The organism is Pseudomonas sp. ASL3 (assembly GCF_056680425.1).
Genome location: NZ_CM155281.1, coordinates 737,454 through 755,877, shown reverse-complemented (window position 1 = coordinate 755,877; position 18,424 = coordinate 737,454). Strand labels below are relative to the sequence as shown.

Below are 18,424 nucleotides of genomic sequence, written 5' to 3'. Positions count from 1 at the left end.
TTGATGCCTTTGGGCCATCATTTTTCAAGCGAATGAATGATTTAAACTTGCTGATGAATCGGTTCGATTTTTTTCTGGCGCTTCGCACTCGGCCTGTAACGACGAGCCTTATTCTCAGCCGCAGACATCTGTGGTTTGAAATTACGCATGTCAGAAATCCAGCTTGGCCCGGGCGATCAGTTGCCTCGGTTCGCCGATGACAATGGATTAGCCTTGGATAACTTTGCAGGTCTGACAGGTCTTCGTTGAGCGGCCAGCCTCTTCGCAGTTCAAGCCTGCTCCCACACAGGCTGTGTGAAAACCTGACGATCATGTTTCAAACCAACGCCCCGACTTGTCGGGGCGTTGGTTTTTGGCCTTTGATCCCGAAATCATCGCTATTCGTTTTCACGTCGCCGGGACAAAGCGTTTTGAGCGCTCCATGGCCAGTCCTGGGACGTTTGTCAGGCGCAAAAAAAGGCTGCTTAGCCCATCTTCGCCATCATTTCACGCGCACCCAGCACATTGATCGCCCTTTTAAAGTTATAGGCAAGCACCGCCAGCGACATCTCTATTCGCGCGCCTTTCAGTTGGCGTAGCAAGAACCGTCCATTGCCCATGATCCATTGCTTGAGGTTGCCGAAGGGGTGTTCAACGATGGACCTTCGTTCAACCATCTTCTCCGGATGCGCCTGCATGCGCTGCTCCATTCGCTCAAAAGCGGCCTCATGCGCATGCCGCGTTACTTTCCGGCGGGAGGTCTTGGTGCACTGACTTTTCAGCGGGCAGTGGGCGCAGTCACTGGGCAGTGCGTGGTAAATACGCGTGCCGCGATTCAGTTGCGTCAGCGTCAGTAGCTTGCCATTCGGGCACCGGTACTGATCGTCCAGGGCCTCATACGTAAACTGGGTGCGGTCAAAGAATTTTACGTCCCCGCCCCGCGTGTTGATCGTTCGATTCAGCGGCACATACGCCGTGATACCCGCGTCTTCACAGGCCTGGAATTGTTTGCCGTGGGAATATCCGGCATCGGCCACTACCGTCAGCTCTGACTGTTGCAGTACTTCTTTAGCCGCTTTGGCCATGGGTTCGAGTTGTTTGCGGTCGTCGCCGTCCTGAGTCACTTCGTGGTGCAGGATCAAGCCGTTCTCGGCATCCACCGCCGTCTGCACGTTGTACGCCACGGCCATGCCTTGCGGCGCCCGCATCATCCGCGCCTCGCTTTCGGTGCTGATGAACTGCTCGACTTCCAGCGCCTTCATCACCTGCTGACGGGTCAGGTTGTTGTCTCGTTTGTTGCTCAGACGGGCCAAGGCGGCTTTGATTTTCTGCTTATCCACAGGCTGATCGGCGTCGTCTTTGTCCGCCCGATCAAGCTCCGCCAGGTACTGGGTAATCTTCTTGTCCAGTATTTCCTCATCGCGCTTAAGGTGCTTGAGGCTCATATGACGGCGCTTGGAGGCCACGGCTTTGAATTTGCTGCCGTCGATAGCAACCAGCTTGCCGGCGATTAGCCCCACTTCACGGCAAAAAAGAATGAAGAGTCGGCAGATGGCGGCGAATGCGGCACCGTTGTCTCTGCGGAAATCGGCGATGGTTTTGAAGTCAGGTGCGAGCTGATTGAGCAGCCACATGACTTCGATGTTGCGCAGGCATTCGGCTTCGAGGCGGCGTGACGAACGGATGCTGAGGAAATAGCCGTAGAGATAAAGTTTGAGCAGGTCTGCCGGATCATAGGGCGGGCGCCCGTTGCCCTTGAGGACAGCCTTGTCGAATCCCAGCTCCCGCAGATTGAGCTGGGTGACATAGGCATCAATGACTCTGACCAAGTGGTCTACCGGAATGGATTCTTCCAGCGACACCGGAAAAAGACTGCTCTGATCGCGCGCTATGCCTTGGATGTATGCCACAAAAATGCCCCCAATCTTCCGATGAAGGCATTTTCTTAGACCGTTGCAAGAATTGCCAGGTTTTCACACAGTCTGCACAGATTCATGCCGGGCACAAATCCTTGTAGGAGCTGCCGAAGGCTGCGATCACCCCGGGGTCGCGTCCGACGGAACCGGTCGTAGATGCAGATATTTTTGAAGGCCGTTCCGGCCTTATCGCAGCCTTCGGCAGCTCCTACATGGGTTCGGCGTATTGCCTGGGAACATAGAATCTCCCACATTAGATCCGGGGATGCCTGATAGTGCCTTGCCGGCAGTGCTGGCCTTTTCATTCGCTGAGGCTGTCCGTCAACCCGATGCTCCACTGCGTCATCTCAGACAACAACGCCCCTACAGCCCTACACCTCCATATCCAACAGCGCCGCGCCCAATGCCTTGCCATGTGCGTCCAGCGCCAGCGAGCGGGTCACGCCGCCGCGCAGGATGCCGGGCAGGACGAAATTCAGCGCATGCACATTGGGCAGTTCATAACGTCGCACCGGCCCTGCCGCCGGGTCGAGCAGTTCGGCAAACCAGGCCGTCACGCGCTCGACAGTCAGCGACTGGCACAGCTGCGGATAGTCTTGGGCGCGGTAAGCGATTACTGAAATATTCGAGGTGTCGCCCTTGTCGCCGGTGCGGGAATGGGCCAGTTCCCGCAGTTTGACTGTACTCATGAAGCATCCTCCAAATGGACTCGCGGGGTGACCGCATCACGGGGCAGGTACAGCGAAGCGACAGCCACCACCTGACGCAGGCTTTTGCTGGCCCCGCCGCCCCCATAAGGGCCATTGGTGTAGAGCGTTTCCACCTCGTTGCCGATCCGCACCGCTTCAGCCCGGTCGGCACACCGCGCGGCGACCCGCAGACGCACTTCCCAAGGTTCACCGAGCGTGCGCGAGCCCAGTTCGGCCCCGTGCAGCGCATCGACGCCAATCAGTTCGGCACGCACCTCGTCGTAGATCACCCCGGTCAGTTTCAGCCGTTCGAGCACAACCTCCCGCGCCAACCGCGCCCGGGCCAACGCCCCCGGGCCGCCATAAGCAATCTGGCCTTCACCGATCCAGCCATCGAGGTAACCCACCGAAACCTTCAGGGTGTCAGGCCGCGCATGCCCGGCGGCGCCCGCAACCCGCACCCGGTCGACCTCCTCGGCAGTGAAGCTGACTGCGGAAAAGTCGGCGCTGACATCCGGCGTCAGATACGCCGCCGGGTCGTGTACTTCATAGATCAGTTGTTCGGTGCAGGTGGCGGTGTCGATGCGACCGCCCGAGCCTGGCACTTTGCTGATCACCGCGAGCCCCTCGGCCGTCACCTCAGCCAGCGGGAAGCCCAACCGCGCCAGATCAGGCACGTCCTTGTAACCGGGATCAGCGAAGTAGCCGCCACTGATCTGCCCTGCGCATTCCAGCAAATGGCCCACCAACGTACCGCGCCCCAGCAGTGTCCAGGCGTCTTCAGCCCAGCCAAATTCGAACAACTGCGGTGCAAGGAACAACGACGGATCGGCGACGCGGCCGGTGATCACCACGTCGGCGTCAGCCCGCAGCGCCTCGACGATGCCTACCGCGCCCAGATAGGCGTTGGCCGAGATCAGGCGATCGCCCAACGATCCCAGGGTCGCGCCATTGTCCAGCCGTTGCGACGGATCGGTCAGCAACGCGTCGAGTACGTCATCGCCAGTCAGTGCAGCGACTTTCAGGCCATGCAGCCCCAATTCAGCCGCGATCCGCCGTACTTCGCGCGCAGCGGCCAGAGGATTGGCGGCGCCCATGTTGGTGATCACCCGCAGGCGACGACGACTAGCGTCATGACCACATCCGACGAAGGGCAACACCCGGCGCATACGCTCGCTCAGCAGAGGGTCATAACCCGCCTCGGGATCAGCCAGACGCGCCTGTTGCGCCAGAGCGATGGTGCGTTCGGCCAGGCATTCGAAGACCAGATAATCCAGATCGCCCTGCTCGGCCAGTTCCACGGCCGGTTCGATACGGTCGCCCGAGTAACCGGCACCGGAGCCGATGCGTAAGGTTTTCATCTCAAAAGACTCCAAAGAGCAACGCAGTCAGGGTCATCAACACCGACGCGGCGAACAGAAAAGGGATGGTGAACCGTTGATGGTCGGCCAGTTCGATCTTGCACAGACCGACCAACAGAAAGGTCGCAGGGGTCAGCGGGCTGACCGGGAAGCCGGTGGTGTGCACCCCCAGCAACGAGGCCTGGGCCACTTGCAGCGGTTCGACGCCCAGCGCCCTGCCGACTTCAGCAATCACCGGCATCACGCCGAAATAAAACGAGTCCGGATCGAACAACAGGCTCAATGGCATGGACAGGAAACCCACCACCATCGGAATCAACTTGCCATGACCGGCCGGAATCTGCGCCACCGCCACTTCGGCCATGGCCTTGAGCATGCCGCTGCCCTGCATGATGCCGGTGAATACCCCGGCCGCCAGAAGGATGCTGGCCATAGTCAGAGCGGTTTTGGCGTGGGCATCAATGCGCGCCCGCTGGGCGTCGACATTCGGGTAATTGATGCAGAGCGCCAGCACCGTGCCAAGCATGAACATCACCACCGGATCCACCCAGCCGGCAATCATCACGCCCATCACCAGCACGGTCAGCAGCAGATTGAGCCAAAACAGCCGTGGCCGACGCAGACGTTCTTCTTCCGCGCCAAGCGTGCGCTGGGGCACCACATCAATCTTGACGCCCGCGCCCAGCCCGAGACGGCGTTCTTCACGACGCCCCAGCAGCCAGGCACAGGTGAAGACGAATGCCAGGCCGGCGATCTGCACCGGAATCAATGGCTGGAACAGATCCGCCACCGGCACATGCAACGCCGCCGAGGAGCGCAGTACCGGGCCGGTCCACGGCAGGAAGTTGACCCCGGCCGCCATGGCGGCGACGCAGGCGAGGATGCGCCGGTCCATGCCCAGGCGGTTATACAGCGGCAGCATGGCCGGGATGGTCACCAGAAAGGTGACGGCGCCCGAGCCATCCAGGTGCACCAACAACGCCAGTAACGCGGTGCCGGTGACGATGCGTGTGGGGCGCGTACCGACAGTGCGCAGAATGCGGTCGATGATCGGGTCGAGCATGCCGGCGTCGGTCATCACCCCGAAGAACAGGATGGCGAAGACGAACATGCCGACGACCGGGGCGACGTTCTTGATGCCGGTGATGATAAAGGCGCTGGTTTCCAGACCGAAGCCACCAATCAATGCCGCGATGATCGGCAACGCGATGAGGGCGACCAGGGGTGAGAGACGTTTGCTCATTACCGTAGCGAGCAGACAGAGGATGGTGATGACACCGAGCGTGGCGAGCATGGGCAAGTCCTGTGTGTCATTCCTGACCACCTGAGGCGGCGGAATGGACCGTTGTTGTTTTCAACGAGTATTGGAAAGCGGGTTAAGCTTTGTAAATTGAAATGTTCATCGCACTACGTTCGGAAAAACAGAATGAAGAATTCGATCCAGCATATTCGTGCCTTCCTCGCCGTGGCCCACGCCGGCAGCTTCGCCAAGGCGGCGGTGGAGTTACACCTGTCGCCCTCGGCGCTGACCGTGCAGATTCAGCAACTGGAAGACTGGCTGGGGGTGACGCTGCTCGAACGCAGCCCGCGTCAGGTCAGCCTCACGGCGGCCGGGCAAAAGACTGTGGGGCCGATGGAAAAGCTGCTGCTGGATCTGGACAACATCGTTGCCGGCTCGCGGGATCTGGCGGCGTTACGCCGAGGTGTGGTGACCATCGCCGCCCTGCCCTCGATCTGCTCAGGTGCGCTGCCACCGCTATTGCGGCAATTTCGCGAACAGTTTCCTGGCGTCGAAATACGTCTGCGCGATGTCGTGGCGCAGCGCATCGATGCACTGGTGCGTGAGGGTGAAGTGGATTTCGGTCTGGGGGTGCGGGCGCGGATGACCCACGGCCTGGATTTTCAAGTGGTGATGGTCGATCGGTTGTGCCTGTTCATTCCAGGCAAGCATCCGCTGGCGTCGCGCCAGTCGATCAAGCTCTCGGCGCTGGCGGGACAGCCAATGATCCTCACCGGCCGCGACAGCAGTGTGCGCGAACAGGTGGAGCAATTATTCGCCGAAGAAGGTCTGCACCTGATGCCGGGGCTGGAGGCCAACTACATGTCGACGGTGCTGGCGTTGGTGCGTCAGGGTTTGGGCATGACGCTGTTGCCCGAATCGGCAGACGATGGCCATGGCGACCTGATACGGGTACCGGTCGATCATCCGGGGGTCAACCGCGAAATCGGCCTGATCACCCGCGCCGGTCAACGCCTGAGCCCGGCGGCCCAGCGGTTTGTAGAGTTGATGAGGGCGGTACTCTGATCGTGCGCCAGGGAAGAATCTGACCTGGCTTGTACGGCCTCAAAAAATCACTCGGTTAAAAAAATAACCAATTCTCATTCAATAATGAGTATCATTATGTTACACATTACCAAACGCGCTTAGGCATCCGCTGCGCATCTGGTGGCTCACCCCACAGTCATTACCTTGGTGAACAATGCTCGTTCCTTTTTTGATCATGCTCCGCGAGGGGATTGAAGCCGCGCTCATCGTTGGCATCATTGCCAGCTACCTGAAGCAGACCGGCCGCGGAGAATGGATGTCCGCCGTGTGGGTCGGGGTTTTTCTCGCAGCAGCCCTGGCACTGTTGGTCGGCGGTGGCCTGGAGTTGGTCAGTGCCGAATTCCCGCAACGACAACAAGAGCTGTTCGAAGGCGTGGTCGGTCTGGTGGCGGTGGGCATTCTCAGTTCGATGGTGTTCTGGATGCGCAAGGTCGCGCGCTCCATCAAACATGCATTGCACGCGTCCCTCGACGCGGCACTCGCCACCTCGAAAAATCAGGTCTACGCGCTGATCGCCATGGTGTTTTTCGCCGTGGCCCGCGAAGGTCTGGAAACCGTGTTTTTCCTGCTGGCCGTGTTCCAGCAGAGCGAAGGCCCAGGAGCACCGATGGGCGCCCTGCTCGGCCTGATCCTGTCGATTGGTGTGGGGTTTGCCATCTACAGCGGCAGCATGCGCCTGAACCTGGCTCGGTTCTTCCGCTGGACCGGCCTGTTCATTCTGGTGGTCGCCGCCGGCATTCTGTCCACCTCGGTACGAGCGATGCATGAAGCCGGGCTGTGGAATCACCTGCAAACGGTGGTGTTCGACATCAGCGCTTTGCTGCCGATGGACGGCCCGTTGGGCTCGGTACTGGCCGGCATGTTCGGCTATCAGGATGCACCGACGATCAGCACCCTGGGTGTCTATCTGATTTATCTGATCGGAGCGCTGGTGCTGTTCTTCCTGCCGCCCCCGGTGAGTCAATCGACCCGGTCCGCGCAGCGTCAACCATCTTCCGTTACGAACGAATAAGGGCACCCATGTCGAATCTCCCCTCCGGGCTTCCTGAGAAAGCCAAGCCTCCTCGCGTCTTGCGTTTGGCGGTCGTCGGCTCCGTGATCATCATGATCGCGGCCAGCGGGCTCTTCTACTACGCCTCCCGCGCCGCGATGCAAAAGCGTCAGGCCAATAACAGCGCCGAGATCACTGTCAGCATTCACGCCCACAACTGTGAGCCCAATGAGCTGACCGTGCCTGCCGGCCACTCTGCCTTCCGCATCGTTAACCGCTCGGAACGCGCTGTTGAATGGGAAATCCTTGATGGCGTAATGGTGCTCGTAGAACGCGAGAACATTGCACCTGGCCTGAGCGTAGTGATCAACGCCAACCTGATGCCCGGCGACTTCACCATCACCTGCGGTCTGCTGAGTAACCCGCACGGCACCCTGCACGTGACGCCGACCGCCGAATCCGACGCCAGCGCCAAAGCCAAACCATCAATGAAGGCGTTTATCGGGCCACTGTCTGAATACCGCGTGTACCTGAGCATCCAGAGTTCAGCGCTGATCAAGGCTGCTGCCGTGCTGCAAATGACTATCGACGCGGGCGACCTGAGCCAGGCGCAAGCGGCCTACTTGCCGGCCCGTGCCGCTTACCAACGAATCGCCCCCGCCGCACAGCGTATTGCCGAGTTGGATAACGCCATCGATGCCCGCGCCGATTACTACGAAAAACGCGAGCAAGACACGGGCTTCAGCGGCTTCCACCGCATCGAGTACGCCCTGTTCGATCAACGCAAGGCGATGGCCTGGCACCGGTGGTGCAGCGCCTGCAAACCGATATCGCCAGCCTCAAACAACAACTGCTGGCGCAATCGCTGGCCCCCGAACAACTGGTCGGCATGATTACCCGCAACATGCACAACCTGGCCGAGATCCGTAGCAACGGCGAAGAAGAGCGTTACAGCCACGCTGACCTGAACGGGTTTGCCGCCAACCTGGAAGGCACGCGCAAGGTCGTCGACCTGCTGCGTCCGTTGCTGGTCAAGACCGCCGACGACCTGCTGCAACGGATCGACAGCGCGATGGCTGCGCTGGATACCCAGTTCAAGAGTTTGAACAGCGACACCGGCTACCGCCCGTACGATCAGGTCAAGCCTGAACAACGCCAGCAGATAGCAGACAAGGCCAAGGTACTGGCCGAAGCACTCGATGGAATCGACCCGGCACTTGGCCTTTCCGGCCTGTAATTGAGCACAGACAAGATCACTATGAACAATTCGAACAAGCCTGATTCACTCCAGCGTCGCCGTGTGCTATTGGGCCTCGGCGCGGCGGGCGCAGCACTGGCAGGCAGCAGCCTGAGCGGCAATGTACTGGCCGCAACCCCCACGCAAGTCACCGAAGCGCCGCACAGCGAAATGACCCAGGATCACAACGTGTTCCATGGTCTTCACCAGACCGGCATCGTCACGCCTCGCCCCGCTGCGGGCATGCTGGTCTCGTTCGACGTACTGGCCACCGACCGTGAAGATCTGGAGCGCCTGTTCCGCACCCTGAACGAACGCATCGCGTTCCTGATGACCGGCGGTGCCGTACCACAAATCGATCCGAAATTGCCGCCAATGGATTCGGGCATCCTCGGCCCGGTGGTCACGCCGGACAACCTGACCATCACCGTATCGGTGGGCGCCTCCCTGTTCGACGAGCGCTTCGGCCTCGAATCGGTCAAGCCCAAGCGCCTGATCCGCATGGTCGGCTTCCCCAACGATGCACTGGAAGCTGATAGCTGCCATGGCGATTTGAGCATCCAGTTCTGTGCCAACACGCCTGACAGCAACATTCACGCCCTGCGCGACATCGTCAAGAACCTGCCTGACCTGTTGTTGGTGCGCTGGAAACAGGAAGGCAGCGTGCCGCCACAAGCCCCGACCAAACCAGGGCAGCCCGCGCAAAGCGCACGCAACTTCCTCGGCTTCCGCGACGGTTCGGCCAACCCCAAGTCCAACGACCAGAAGGCCATGGACGAGTTGGTCTGGGTGCAACCTGGCAGCGATGAGCCGGCATGGGCCACCAGCGGCAGCTATCAGGCGGTGCGCATCATCCGTAACTTCGTCGAGCGCTGGGACCGGACACCGCTGCAAGAACAGGAAAGCATCATCGGCCGGGTCAAGCCCACCGGCGCGCCAATGGATGGCAAGCAGGAAACCGATGTGCCGAACTACGCCATCGACCCCCACGGCAAGCACACCAAAATGGATGCTCACATCCGTCTGGCCAACCCGCGTACCGCCGAAACCCAGCGCAACCTGATCCTGCGTCGCCCGTTCAACTATTCCAACGGCGTGAACAAGAACGGCCAGCTCGACATGGGCCTGCTGTTCATCTGCTACCAGTCCGATCTGGAAAAAGGCTTTATCGCCGTGCAGACGCGCCTCAATGGCGAGCCTCTGGAGGAATACCTCAAACCGGTTGGCGGTGGTTATTTCTTCACGCTGCCCGGTGTCGCCAGCGATCAGGACTTCATCGGTCGCTCGCTGCTTGCCGCTTCGAAACCGACAAAAACCGCATGATCCACAACAACCTTACCCGGAATCGTTCCATGAAAAAGTCGCCCATCGCTTTGATGCTCACCCTTGGCTTGCTCCAGACTCCGTTGTTCGCCGCCACTGCGCCGCTGGACCTGGTAGGACCGGTTTCGGACTACAAAATCTTCGTCACCGAACAACTCGATACCCTGGGTGACAACACCCAGAAGTTCACCGATGCCGTGAAGAAAGGCGACCTGGCGACTGCCAAGAAGCTGTACGCGTCCACTCGTGTTTCTTATGAGACCATCGAGCCGATCGCCGAACTGTTCAGCGACCTCGACGCGTCCATCGATTCCCGTGTCGATGACCACGAAAAAGGCGTGAAGGCTGACGACTTCACCGGTTTCCACCGCCTCGAGTACAGCCTGTTCTCCGAGAACACCACCAAGGGCCTCGGCGAGCTGGCTGACAAACTGAACAACGACGTGAAAGACCTGCAAGTTCGTGTTGTCGGCCTGACCTTCCCACCAGAGAAAGTCGTTGGCGGTGCCGCTTCGCTGCTCGAAGAAGTCACCAAGACCAAAATCACCGGTGAAGAAGACCGTTACAGCCACACCGACCTGTATGACTTCCAGGGCAACATCAACGGCGCGAAGAAAATCGTCGACCTGTTCCACCCGCAAATCGCACAGCAGGACGAGGCGTTTGCCGCCAAAGTCGACAAGAACTTCTCCTCGGTCAACAAGATTCTGGCCAAGTACAAAACCAAGGAAGGTGGCTTCGAGACCTATGACAAAGTCAGTGAAAATGATCGCAAGGCGCTGATCGGCCCGGTCAACACCCTGGCTGAAGACCTCTCCACATTGCGTGGCAAGCTGGGTCTGAACTAAAAAGATTATTTTGTAGGAGCGCGCTTGCCCGCGATCGGCTGCGGAGCAGTCGCAAAAATCAGCGAACTCGATTCTGGCAATAGAACTGTGCTCAGCATTTTCGGGACCGCTTCGCGGTCCATCGCGGGCAAGCGCGCTCCTACAATTGACCGTGTTTGCTGCACGACAGCGCGGCGTCGAAGACGGGGCGGCAGCTCCTACACAAACCCATGTTCGCCTCGCTCCTGTACAGGCTGTGTGAAAACCTCCGCGACCGATTAACTGATTAAAAACCGACCTGAAAATCGCGCTCCTACGTGAAATCCAGGTCTGTCCAGCAGCCGATCTATTTCTGAATTGACGTACGAACGCGCAGTTCAGTTTTCTGTTGGGGTTTTCACACAGCCTGTGTAGGAGCTGCCGAAGGCTGCGATCAACCGCGCAGCGGTTGCCTTAACTCCCGCTAAACCAGTTATAGCCCTGATCTTCCCAATAACCGCCCGGATATTCGTTGGTCACGAAGAGTTCTACGATGTGCTTGGGATTCTTGAACCCCAGTTTGGTCGGCACCCGCAAACGCAACGGATAACCGTAGTCCGGCGGTAGCGCCACCTGGTCGAAATCCAGCGCCAGCAAGGTTTGTGGATGCAAGGCGGTGGGCATGTCCATGCTTGAGTAGTACGTGTCGGCACATTTGAAACCGACGAATTTTGCCGTGGTGTCCGCGCCGATGTGTTCGAGGAATGTGCGCAATGGCACCCCACCCCACTGACCAATTGCGCTCCAGCCTTCGACGCAGATCAACCGCGTGATGTCGCTGCGTTGCGGCAGCTTGCGCAGGTTTTCCAGGGTCCAGGGTTGCCTGTCCCGCACCAGTCCGGAAACCGCCAGACGGTAGGTGGAGAGGTCGATCTCAGGGACGTTGAATTCGGCGTAGAACGCATTGAACGGGAACGGTTGGGTGATCCGCGACGGATCGTAGGTCGGCGCCAGGCGTTGGCCGCTGAACAACCAGGCCTGAACCCGGTCGTTCCAGCGCGACATGGCCCACAGCGCTTTGTCCACGGCATCGTCGCCCTCAAGGTTGCAACCGGTGAGCATTGACATGGCGCCAATCGTCAGCCCGGCACGCAGAAACGAGCGTCGTTGAATATTGATCAGTTGGGTCTGCTGCGCCGGTTCCAGGCGCAAGCGAGGTGGCCGTTGCCTGGGCTCAGTCATTGGAGTTCTCCCGAGTGCCGCCGTTAATCATCGGCACAAACGTACGTGGCACCAGCAGCACCAGCGTCAGATGAACGACGACGAACGCGACGATCCCGGCCATGGCAAAAAAATGCACGAAGCGAGCGACGTCGTATCCGCCCAGCAAGCTGCACAGGACCTGGAACTGGATCGGCTTCCAGATCGAGAGCCCGGACACCACCACCAGCACACCCAGCGCCAGTACCAGCCAATACGACAACCGTTGCACAGCGTTATAGCGGCCATGCTGATGGGCCAGACGGAAGTGCAGGGCATCCAGAAAGTCGTGCTTCACCGCGTCCACCGAAATCGGCAACAAGTCGCGCTTGAAGTGGCGGCTGAACACGCTATACAACACATACACCAGACCGTTGATCACCAGCAGCCACATCACCGCCAGATGCCAGGCGATGGAGCCAGCGAGCCAACCGCCCAGGGTTATCTCGCGGGGAAAGCGGAAGGGGAACAAAGGCGAAGCGTTGTAGATACCCCAGCCGCTCATGATCATGCAAACCATGCCCAGCGCGTTGAGCCAGTGCGTGAGCCGCACCGGCCAGGAATGGATACGTCGAGTGCTCATGACTGCCTCCGGGGTGGCCGCTTCGCAGCGGGACGCGTAGTTGCAAGCCTGCTCCCACAATCTATGAGTTTGGCACAAGATCCACTACCGACCCGGGCTCTGTGGGAGGGCCCGCCCCGTCTTCGACGCCGCGCTGTCGTGCAGCAAACTCGGTCCCGCTTCTGCCCGAAGGGCGTAGGAGAGACCGGGACGCGTAGTTTTGTCTGCGAAGGCCATGCGGCGCAGTGTGTCTGATAGACCGTGTTGTAGGGTCTTCGCAGACAAGTCAGCTCCTACATACTGTAGAAAACCCACCCTTATATTTCAATCAGTTACATCTTCTGTTTGATAAGAGCAGGCTTGCAACTCCGCGTCCCGCTGCGAAGAATTCAACTCGGTCCACCTGCACTACCTCACCGCTGATACCGCCGCACCACGCTGCTCACCCCCAGAATGTGGCCCTTGATTCTGGCTTGCAACTCGGGACCGGTCAGGCCCGGTTCGACGGCATCGGGCTCCAGGGTGTACTGAGGGTGAATCGTTCTTGCGCCTGTGCTGGCCAGTTGCAGACACAGCACCAAGGCCCCGCCCGCCAGCCAGCCAGGCGCAGACGCACGGGTATCGCGATGAACGTTGCATGGAAGGCCACCTTTCGATCAAACGTTTTCGGGTCAGCAAGCCGCGCTGATAAACCGTTGGACACAGGCGCAACGCGCTAAATTCATCCTGCCACTGAGCAAAATGACAGTTGACGTCGCCGCAGCAGTGTTACAAGATATTAATAGTTAGCAAGCTAATAATATCACCCTCAACAATTATCACCGGCAACGCCATGACTCTCGACAGACTCCAAATGAGCATCAGCCGCAGCGTAGTAACAGCCTCCCGTCATTGGCGACGTATTTGCCACACGACCCTGGTCAACTACGGCATTTCCGAAGCCTGCGCGATGCCGTTGTTGATGATTCTGCGTCTGGGCGACGGCGTGCGCCAAGTGACCGTTGCCCAGGCTGCCGGGTTGGAAAGTCCCTCGCTGGTGCGCTTGCTCGATCAACTGTGTGCCGCCGGCATCGTCTGCCGTACCGAAGACCCCACTGACCGCCGCGCAAAATCCCTGAGCCTGACCGACAGCGGTCGCGCGCTGGCGTTGTCCATCGAGGACGAACTGCAGCGCCTGCGCCGGGACGTGCTGAAAAACATCGAAACGGCCGACCTCGAAGCCACTTTGCGGGTATTGAGGGCGTTCGAAGAAGCCGGTGAGCACGGCACGGAGTGGTCATCGTGAGCGGATTTTTCAGCGGCCTGCCGCCAGCGCGTGACTGGTTCTACGGCGTCCGTACCTTCGCCGCCTCGATGCTTGCCCTATACATTGCGTTGATCATGGAGTTACCACGACCTTATTGGGCCATGGCGACGGTCTATATCGTTTCCAGCCCCTTCGTCGGCGCCACCAGTTCCAAGGCGATCTATCGGGTATTCGGGACAGCTGTCGGTGCGGCGGCGGCCATATTTTTCGTGCCCCTATTCGTTCAGACACCCTTTCTATTGGCCATTGTGATCGCGCTCTGGACCGGCACCCTGCTGTTCCTTTCGCTGCACCTGCGCACGGCCAACAGTTATGCGCTGATGCTCGCCGGCTACACCCTGCCGATGATTGCCTTACCGGTGGTCGATAACCCGCTGGCGGTATTCGACATCGCGGTCTCGCGCACCGAGGAAATTCTCCTGGGTATCGTCTGTGCCGCAGTGGTGGGCGGCATCTTCTGGCCGCGAAGGCTGGCCCCGGTGCTGCTCGACACGTCCAGTAACTGGTTCGTCAGTGCCGCGGCTTACAGCGAACGCTTTTTGGCCCGCGCGTCTGACCCGGAAGAAGTCGGCAAGCTTCGCTCAGCAATGGTCGCCAATTTCAACGCCCTGGAACTGATGATCGGTCAATTGCCCCATGAAGGCGCCCGGCCACAGACGGTGCGCAACAGTAAAGAATTGCGCGGGCGGATGATTCACCTGCTGCCTGTGATGGATGCGCTGGAAGACGCCCTATGGGCGCTGGAGCGGCGAACACCAGAGATGGCCGCCCGCCTGGCACCGCTGCTGGCCGAGAGCCGCGCCTGGTTGAAAAGCACCCACGAGGGTGCGCCGATCGAGCATTGGCAGGCATTGCACGACGGGCTGCAGCGGTTGCAGCCAAGCCCGGAGCAACTGGATGACCGGCATCAGTTGTTGCTGTCCAACGCCCTGTACCGGCTGGGCGAATGGATTGATCTCTGGCAGGACTGCTGCAGCCTGCACCATGCGCTGCGCACGGACGACCAATCCTCCTGGCACGCGGTCTATCGTCATTGGCGATTGGGCCGTCTGACGCCGTTCCTCGATCGCGGGTTGATGCTGTACTCGGTGCTCTCCAGTGTCATGGCCATCATCGTCGCATCAGTGCTGTGGATTTTTTTGGGCTGGACCGATGGCGCCAGTGCGGTGATTCTGGCCGCCGTGGCGTGCAGCTTTTTTGCCGCCATGGACGATCCGGCGCCGCAGATCTATCGCTTCTTTTTCTGGACCGCGATGTCGGTGGTGTTCGCCAGTCTCTATCTGTTCCTGATACTGCCCAACCTGCATGATTTCCCGATGTTGGTGCTGGCGTTCGCCGTGCCCTTCATTTGCGTCGGCACCTTGACGCTACAGCCGCGCTTTTATCTGGGCACCTTGCTGACCATCGTCAACACCTCCTCGTTCATCAGCATTCAGGGCGCCTACGACGCCGACATCCTGAACTTCCTCAACAGCAACCTGGCAGGGCCAGCCGGACTGTTATTCGCGTTTATCTGGACCCTGACCGTGCGGCCCTTCGGTGTCGAACTCGCCGCCAAGCGCCTGACCCGTTTCGGTTGGCGCGACATCGTCACCTTGAGCCACACGGCAACGCTGGCCGAACATCGGCGCATGGGTGTGCAAATGCTCGACCGCCTGATGCAGCATTTGCCGCGCCTGACCCTCACCGCGCAAGACACCGGCATCGCCCTGCGCGAGCTGCGCGTCGCCCTCAATCTGCTGGATTTGCTGGCGTATTTGCCACGGGTTCACCCGGTGCCACAGGCATTGCTGCATCAGGTGATCGATGAGGTCGGCGCTTATTTCCAGACATGCCTCAAAGCCGGCGAACGCTTGTCCGCCCCTAAAGGCCTGTTGATGACCATGGACCGGGCGCGACGCTCGCTGACCGCTGAATGGATGGGCGACGACCCGACCCGCATCCACCTGCTACATGCCCTGAGTGGTCTGCGCCTGGCACTACTGCCTGGGGTCGAGATCGTGACTACGGGTGAAATCGAAGAACAACCTCCCTATGACATCGGCGGAGCGCCGCTATGATCGGTGATATAGATATCAGCGGGGTGTTCATGCCCACGCTACTGGTGTTGATGGGCATCACATATGTGCTTTTCCTGGGGGTGCACGCGCTGCTGACACGCGCCCACTTTTACCGTCTGGTCTGGCACCGGGCATTGTTCAACGTAGGTCTATACGCTCTGCTGCTTGGCGTGGTGGATACTCTCAGTCGATACCTGATGAAATGAAAAAACCCTTACTGACTTTGGGCCGCGTGGTCCTGACCCTGCTGATTGTGACCTTCGCCTCCGTCGTGGTCTGGCGGATGGTGATGTACTACATGTTTGCGCCCTGGACCCGCGACGGCCACATCCGCGCCGACGTGGTGCAGATCGCCCCGGACGTTTCCGGGCTGATCCAGCAGGTCGACGTTACCGACAACCAGGTGGTGAGCAAGGGCCAGATCCTGTTCACCATCGACCAGGAACGCTTTCGTCTGGCCCTGCGCCAGGCCAAGGCGACGGTAGCTGAACGCCAGGAAGCCTACGAACAGGCCCGTCGCGAAAACAAACGCAACCGGGGTCTGGGCAATCTGGTCGCGCAGGAACAACTGGAAGAAAGTCAGTCCCGCGAGACCCGTGCGCAGTCAGCGTTGAGCGAAGCACAGGTCGCGGTCGATGCCGCACAACTGAACCTGAATCGCTCGGTGATCCGCAGCCCGGTGGACGGCTACCTCAATGACCGCGCGCCGCGTGCGCAGGAGTTCGTCAGTGCGGGTCGGGCGGTACTGTCTGTGGTTGACGGTGCGTCGTTCCATATCGACGGTTATTTCGAAGAAACCAAACTCGCCGGCATTCATATTGGCCAGCCTGTGGATATCCGCGTGATCGGCGACAACTCGCGCTTGCGCGGTCATGTGCAGAGCATCGTCGCCGGCATCGAAGACCGTGATCGCAGCAGCGGCTCCAACCTGCTGCCCAACGTCAACCCGGCGTTCAGCTGGGTGCGGCTGGCACAACGGATTCCCGTGCGGATCGCCTTTGACAGCGTGCCGGAAGACTTCCGCATGATCGCCGGACGCACTGCGACGGTGTCGATCATCGAGGATGCCAACGCTCAAAACGCTAAGGACGCCAAAGACAAGGAAGCCGCGAAATGAACAATGGCACGCGTCTGGCGACCGTCGGGTTGGGCTTGCTGTTGTCCGCCTGCCAAATGGTGGGCCCGGATTATCACCTGCCCAAGGACGCCGCATTGAATCGCCCCGATTTGCAGGGTGAACTGGCGGGCCGGGGCGCCGATGTGATGTCGGCACCGGTGCCAGCGGACTGGTGGCGGCTGTATCAGGATCGCCAGCTCGATGAGCTGGTGCGCCAGGCCATGGCTTCCAATACCGACTTGCGAGTCGCGGCCGCCAACCTGTCGCGGGCGCGGACACAGGTGGAAGAAGCGCAATCGGCCGGCGGCTTCCACAGCGGCGTGAAAATGGGCGCGCAACGTTTGCAGGAATCGGGCGAAGCGTATCTGCTGACCGAAAAGGTGCCCGTCGCAAACGTTGGTGACATCGGCATCAGCACCTCTTACCAGTTCGATCTGTTCGGCACCCTGCAACGCGGCATCGAAGCGGCGCAGGCCAACGCCGATGCCACCCAGGCCGCAGCGGACACGGCGCGGATCACCCTGGTGGCCGATGTGGTGCGGGCCTACACCCAGGTCTGCGCCGCCAATGAAGAACGGAACATCGCCTTGCAATCGCTGGACCTGCAACAGCAAAGCCTGACCCTGACCCAGCGTCTGCGCGATGCGGGTCGTGGTGATGAAACCCAGGTGACGCGTTCGCAAACCCAATTCAAATCCCTGCGTGCCGAGTTGCCGCACTATGAAGCGGTACGCCAGGCCGGGTTGTTTCGCTTGTCGATGCTGTTGGCCAAACCACTCGATCAACTGCCGGCTGGCGTGGCCACCTGCGCCGAACTGCCGCACATCGCTCAGCTGATGCCGGTCGGCGACGGCGCAGCATTGCTCAAACGCCGGCCTGATGTGCGTCAGGCCGAACGTCGGCTGGCCGTTGCTACTGCCGATATCGGCGTCGCCACGGGCGCGCTGTACCCGGACATCAGCATCGGCGCGACCGTCGGCACCGTGGGTATTCTGGGCGATCTCGGCAAGCCGGCGACCAATCGCTGGGGCTTCGGTCCGTTGCTGAGCTGGACTGTGCCGTCGAATGGCTCCCGGGCGCGCATCCGTGAAGCCGAGGCCGCGACCCAGGCCGCACTGGCACATTTCGATGGCGTGGTGCTCAATGCGATCCGCGAAACCCAGACCGGCCTGGCGCAATACACCGCGTTGCTCGAACGCCGCGATGCGTTGGCCGACGCTGAACAATCTGCCCGGCAGGCGGCCGATCAGACCCACCGCTTCTTCCAGGCCGGCCGCACCTCGTTCCTCGCCGACCTGCAAGCCACCCGCACCTACACCGATGTCCGCGCGCAACTGGCCTCGGCCAATACCCAGGTCGCCATGGGCCAGATCGACCTGTTCCTGGCGCTGGGCGGGGGTTGGGAGAAGCGCTGAGGCGCTTTCTTCGCAGGTCAAGCCTGTGCTCCCACATTAGAAGGTATGCGGTCCTTGTGGGAGATCCCGCCCCGTC

Annotated in this window: 16 protein-coding genes and 1 pseudogene; 10 read left to right on the top strand and 7 right to left on the bottom strand. The window is 60.3% G+C overall.

The window, feature by feature from the left end; genetic code table 11:
• Positions 1-464: 464 nt before the first annotated feature.
• The 4 genes from AC1MEE_RS03410 to AC1MEE_RS03395 form a co-directional block, all read right to left on the bottom strand.
• The gene (locus AC1MEE_RS03410) at positions 465-1,889 is read right to left on the bottom strand and encodes an IS1182 family transposase (RefSeq protein WP_480413822.1); all 1,425 of its coding nucleotides are present in this window, start codon (positions 1,887-1,889) and stop codon (positions 465-467) included.
• A 377-nt stretch (positions 1,890-2,266) separates the two neighbouring features.
• Positions 2,267-2,584 (bottom strand): AtuA-related protein, encoded by a 318-nt coding sequence (locus AC1MEE_RS03405; protein WP_480413821.1) that lies wholly within the window; start codon positions 2,582-2,584, stop codon positions 2,267-2,269.
• Entirely contained in the window at positions 2,581-3,945 is a 1,365-nt protein-coding gene (locus AC1MEE_RS03400; protein ID WP_480413819.1) for an acyclic terpene utilization AtuA family protein, read from the bottom strand. The genes AC1MEE_RS03405 and AC1MEE_RS03400 overlap by 4 nt, the downstream gene beginning before the upstream one ends.
• Before the next feature lies 1 nt (position 3,946).
• Positions 3,947-5,239 carry a CitMHS family transporter gene (locus AC1MEE_RS03395; protein WP_480413817.1) on the bottom strand — a complete coding sequence of 431 codons (1,293 nt, stop codon included), beginning with the start codon at positions 5,237-5,239 and terminating at the stop codon, positions 3,947-3,949.
• 132 nt (positions 5,240-5,371) lie between these two features.
• Here AC1MEE_RS03395 and AC1MEE_RS03390 point away from each other — a divergent pair, with 132 nt between their 5' ends.
• The 5 genes and pseudogenes from AC1MEE_RS03390 to efeO (AC1MEE_RS03370) all read left to right on the top strand — a co-directional run bounded on the left by AC1MEE_RS03390 (position 5,372) and on the right by efeO (AC1MEE_RS03370) (position 10,670).
• Positions 5,372-6,250 (top strand): LysR family transcriptional regulator, encoded by an 879-nt coding sequence (locus AC1MEE_RS03390; RefSeq protein WP_480413816.1) that lies wholly within the window; start codon positions 5,372-5,374, stop codon positions 6,248-6,250.
• 175 nt (positions 6,251-6,425) lie between these two features.
• Positions 6,426-7,283: an iron uptake transporter permease EfeU gene (gene efeU / locus AC1MEE_RS03385; protein ID WP_480413815.1), complete on the top strand. Its 858-nt coding sequence runs from the start codon at positions 6,426-6,428 to the stop codon at positions 7,281-7,283.
• Positions 7,284-7,453: 170 nt separating this feature from the next.
• A pseudogene (gene efeO / locus AC1MEE_RS03380) lies at positions 7,454-8,499 on the top strand (iron uptake system protein EfeO).
• Between the two features lie 21 nt (positions 8,500-8,520).
• A complete protein-coding gene (gene efeB, locus AC1MEE_RS03375) occupies positions 8,521-9,822 on the top strand; it encodes an iron uptake transporter deferrochelatase/peroxidase subunit (RefSeq protein WP_480413814.1) in 1,302 nt (433 codons plus the stop codon).
• A 29-nt stretch (positions 9,823-9,851) separates the two neighbouring features.
• Positions 9,852-10,670, top strand: coding sequence for an iron uptake system protein EfeO (efeO, locus tag AC1MEE_RS03370; RefSeq protein ID WP_480413813.1), 819 nt, complete (start codon positions 9,852-9,854; stop codon positions 10,668-10,670).
• Positions 10,671-11,102: 432 nt separating this feature from the next.
• Here efeO (AC1MEE_RS03370) and AC1MEE_RS03365 read toward each other — a convergent pair whose 3' ends face one another.
• From AC1MEE_RS03365 to AC1MEE_RS03355, 3 genes are all read right to left on the bottom strand, one after another.
• Entirely contained in the window at positions 11,103-11,870 is a 768-nt protein-coding gene (locus AC1MEE_RS03365; protein ID WP_480413812.1) for a molybdopterin-dependent oxidoreductase, read from the bottom strand.
• Positions 11,863-12,471 (bottom strand): cytochrome b/b6 domain-containing protein, encoded by a 609-nt coding sequence (locus AC1MEE_RS03360; RefSeq protein WP_480413811.1) that lies wholly within the window; start codon positions 12,469-12,471, stop codon positions 11,863-11,865. The genes AC1MEE_RS03365 and AC1MEE_RS03360 overlap by 8 nt, the downstream gene beginning before the upstream one ends.
• A 392-nt stretch (positions 12,472-12,863) precedes the next feature.
• Positions 12,864-13,028, bottom strand: a complete 165-nt coding sequence (locus AC1MEE_RS03355; protein ID WP_480413810.1) for a hypothetical protein — start codon at positions 13,026-13,028, stop codon at positions 12,864-12,866.
• Positions 13,029-13,282: 254 nt separating this feature from the next.
• Here AC1MEE_RS03355 and AC1MEE_RS03350 point away from each other — a divergent pair, with 254 nt between their 5' ends.
• From AC1MEE_RS03350 to AC1MEE_RS03330, 5 genes are read left to right on the top strand one after another with little or no spacing between them, the layout of a single operon-like run.
• A complete protein-coding gene (locus AC1MEE_RS03350) occupies positions 13,283-13,735 on the top strand; it encodes a MarR family winged helix-turn-helix transcriptional regulator (protein ID WP_480413809.1) in 453 nt (150 codons plus the stop codon).
• On the top strand, positions 13,732-15,816 hold the full coding sequence (locus tag AC1MEE_RS03345; RefSeq protein WP_480413808.1) for an FUSC family protein: 2,085 nt from the start codon (positions 13,732-13,734) through the stop codon (positions 15,814-15,816). The genes AC1MEE_RS03350 and AC1MEE_RS03345 overlap by 4 nt, the downstream gene beginning before the upstream one ends.
• Entirely contained in the window at positions 15,813-16,022 is a 210-nt protein-coding gene (locus AC1MEE_RS03340) for a DUF1656 domain-containing protein (RefSeq protein ID WP_480413807.1), read from the top strand. Before AC1MEE_RS03345 ends, AC1MEE_RS03340 begins: the two co-directional genes overlap by 4 nt.
• Positions 16,019-16,933 carry an efflux RND transporter periplasmic adaptor subunit gene (locus AC1MEE_RS03335; RefSeq protein WP_480413806.1) on the top strand — a complete coding sequence of 305 codons (915 nt, stop codon included), beginning with the start codon at positions 16,019-16,021 and terminating at the stop codon, positions 16,931-16,933. The genes AC1MEE_RS03340 and AC1MEE_RS03335 overlap by 4 nt, the downstream gene beginning before the upstream one ends.
• Positions 16,930-18,348: an efflux transporter outer membrane subunit gene (locus tag AC1MEE_RS03330; RefSeq protein WP_480413805.1), complete on the top strand. Its 1,419-nt coding sequence runs from the start codon at positions 16,930-16,932 to the stop codon at positions 18,346-18,348. Before AC1MEE_RS03335 ends, AC1MEE_RS03330 begins: the two co-directional genes overlap by 4 nt.
• Positions 18,349-18,424 lie beyond the last annotated feature (76 nt).

Bases quoted from the DNA above. Each gene is read 5' to 3' on its own strand.
- AC1MEE_RS03405 (WP_480413821.1), bottom strand. From the start codon at position 2,584: ATGAGTACAGTCAAACTGCGGGAACTGGCCCATTCCCGCACCGGCGAC.
- AC1MEE_RS03400 (WP_480413819.1), bottom strand. From the start codon at position 3,945: ATGAAAACCTTACGCATCGGCTCCGGTGCCGGTTACTCGGGCGACCGT.
- AC1MEE_RS03395 (WP_480413817.1), bottom strand. From the start codon at position 5,239: ATGCTCGCCACGCTCGGTGTCATCACCATCCTCTGTCTGCTCGCTACG.
- AC1MEE_RS03390 (WP_480413816.1), top strand. From the start codon at position 5,372: ATGAAGAATTCGATCCAGCATATTCGTGCCTTCCTCGCCGTGGCCCAC.
- efeU (WP_480413815.1), top strand. From the start codon at position 6,426: ATGCTCGTTCCTTTTTTGATCATGCTCCGCGAGGGGATTGAAGCCGCG.
- efeB (WP_480413814.1), top strand. From the start codon at position 8,521: ATGAACAATTCGAACAAGCCTGATTCACTCCAGCGTCGCCGTGTGCTA.
- efeO (WP_480413813.1), top strand. From the start codon at position 9,852: ATGAAAAAGTCGCCCATCGCTTTGATGCTCACCCTTGGCTTGCTCCAG.
- AC1MEE_RS03365 (WP_480413812.1), bottom strand. From the start codon at position 11,870: ATGACTGAGCCCAGGCAACGGCCACCTCGCTTGCGCCTGGAACCGGCG.
- AC1MEE_RS03360 (WP_480413811.1), bottom strand. From the start codon at position 12,471: ATGAGCACTCGACGTATCCATTCCTGGCCGGTGCGGCTCACGCACTGG.
- AC1MEE_RS03350 (WP_480413809.1), top strand. From the start codon at position 13,283: ATGACTCTCGACAGACTCCAAATGAGCATCAGCCGCAGCGTAGTAACA.
- AC1MEE_RS03340 (WP_480413807.1), top strand. From the start codon at position 15,813: ATGATCGGTGATATAGATATCAGCGGGGTGTTCATGCCCACGCTACTG.
- AC1MEE_RS03335 (WP_480413806.1), top strand. From the start codon at position 16,019: ATGAAAAAACCCTTACTGACTTTGGGCCGCGTGGTCCTGACCCTGCTG.
- AC1MEE_RS03330 (WP_480413805.1), top strand. From the start codon at position 16,930: ATGAACAATGGCACGCGTCTGGCGACCGTCGGGTTGGGCTTGCTGTTG.